Below are 1,839 nucleotides of genomic sequence, written 5' to 3' on the forward strand. Positions count from 1 at the left end.
TTGGGATCTTGGGTGCGTAACCGTTCAAACGCCTCACGGCTACTCACCTGGAACTCCAACAGATCCATGAAAGGGTAATAATGGCGTTGCAACACCTGAAAAAATTCACCACATCACCTGAACAACCATGGCAAGCAAATATGAGTTTTCTCATGATCAATTTCATAAAATAATTATCAAAACATGCATCAATCATAACCTCTCTGATGAAAAATTCGCTGTTTTTATCTCTATTGCCAATACTTATGGATTAAACCCTTTAACAAAAAAAAATCTATACATTCCCTAAAAAAGGCAGCGGCATTATCCCCGTTGTCGCTATTGATGGATGGATTAAAATCATGAAATCTAATTCTCAATTCGATGGGATAACTTTTCAAGATCAACTCGATAAAGACGGTAATCTGATTGCTATCAAACGCACTATTCGTCTCAAAGGCGTTAAAGACCCTATTGAAGTCACCAAATATTTAAATGAATACAAACAAAAAAATGGCACTTGGCAAAAATACCCAGATCGAATGTTACACCATAAAGCCACCATACAATGTGCACGTTACACTTTCGGTTTTTCCAATATTTATGAAGATCGTATTAATGAGATCAATCAGATAATCGAAAATAAACTAATCTCTCATGAAATGTTTGAACAAATCAAAGAATTAATTACACAAACAGAAAACAATGAAAAGAGTCTTCTGTCTTACACGAACGTAGAAAAACTAACAGATCTGTCTTGTACGGGAAACAAATAGTGTGGTTTCGTAAGCTATGACTCACACTCCGCCGAAAAATCATCTCACTTACGTCTAAAAATTAAACGCCTTTACCATGATGACAAACAAATCACAGAAATTAAATTAATCAAGCGATCGAAGCCTTTTTAGCAGAAATAGAACAAGAGATACAAAGAAACTCAACAAAAGCCGCATGAAATTATAGGTGTGCTTCTCACACGCGCTCCAGCACTCCCGCTCTTTTCCAACAACTTTCAAAAGTTGCGTGATTCACCAAACAAGTGAATTGCATCTCAATGTAAAGAGAAATAACATGGCACCGCGCCCTGCTACTATACACAACCAACCCTTGCTCGTGCTTTAAGAGAAGTAAAAAAACAAGGGTGCGAATTGATAGAAATCAAACTTACGAGTGAATTATTAATTCATATCAATAAAACCATAACACTCCAAGCTATGGAAAATGTTTATAATATGGATGTTTTTTCACCACTTGAAAACGAACAACAAGAATACAGGACTAACAAATCTTGCCGCTCTGTTGACGGCGTAGAGTTCTAACATACCATGGTAAAATCATATGGTATGTACATATTGGTCATGGATCACGATTCGGATTGAAGGAATCTGCGGAACGCAAAAATTTTTCGACAATTATACACTTGCTCTTAAATAAGCACAAAACAGCTCTTCTAAGATAATGAAAAGACTAAACTTACAAAAAGATCATTTGATGGGTTGTTACCTTAATATTTGTAAAGCATGCCGTGGCACAATCAATCAGAGTCAACAAGAAAGGTCAAATATAGAATTCTAAACATATTCGTGACCGCACTTATAAAACCATAGAAAAGTGCCATATTATTGATGCCGTAAAGATACAAGACGAGATACTCCCGCGGCAGAAAAGCATTTTTTAACGGCTTTAAATGGTCTTTTCAATTGGGCATTTGATAATACTCTTTTAGATAGAAATCCCGCCTTTAATGTTAAAGCACTCAAGTCTCTAAATACCGAGGGATTGCAACTATGGTTAGAAGAATATATCGATAAATATTATAAACAATGGACTATCGGTATCCATAAACGTGTTTGGATTGAT

4 pseudogenes are annotated in these 1,839 nt (G+C 35.7%); 3 read left to right on the forward strand and 1 reads right to left on the reverse strand.

The window, feature by feature from the left end:
* Window positions 1–166, reverse strand: a pseudogene (locus tag BN338_RS13545) (DNA adenine methylase); the annotation flags it as partial.
* Between BN338_RS13545 and BN338_RS00045 the strand changes: the two are divergent.
* From BN338_RS00045 to BN338_RS12850, 3 pseudogenes are all read left to right on the forward strand, one after another.
* A pseudogene (locus tag BN338_RS00045) lies at window positions 128–737 on the forward strand (recombinase RecT); the annotation flags it as partial. The pseudogenes BN338_RS13545 and BN338_RS00045 sit on opposite strands and share 39 nt — an antisense overlap.
* Before the next feature lie 313 nt (window positions 738–1,050).
* Window positions 1,051–1,298, forward strand: a pseudogene (locus tag BN338_RS12845) (hypothetical protein).
* A gap of 14 nt (window positions 1,299–1,312) precedes the next feature.
* Window positions 1,313–1,839: pseudogene (locus BN338_RS12850) on the forward strand (tyrosine-type recombinase/integrase); the annotation flags it as partial.

It is taken from the genome of Bartonella queenslandensis AUST/NH15, assembly GCF_000312585.1.
GTDB lineage: Bacteria > Pseudomonadota > Alphaproteobacteria > Rhizobiales > Rhizobiaceae > Bartonella > Bartonella queenslandensis_A.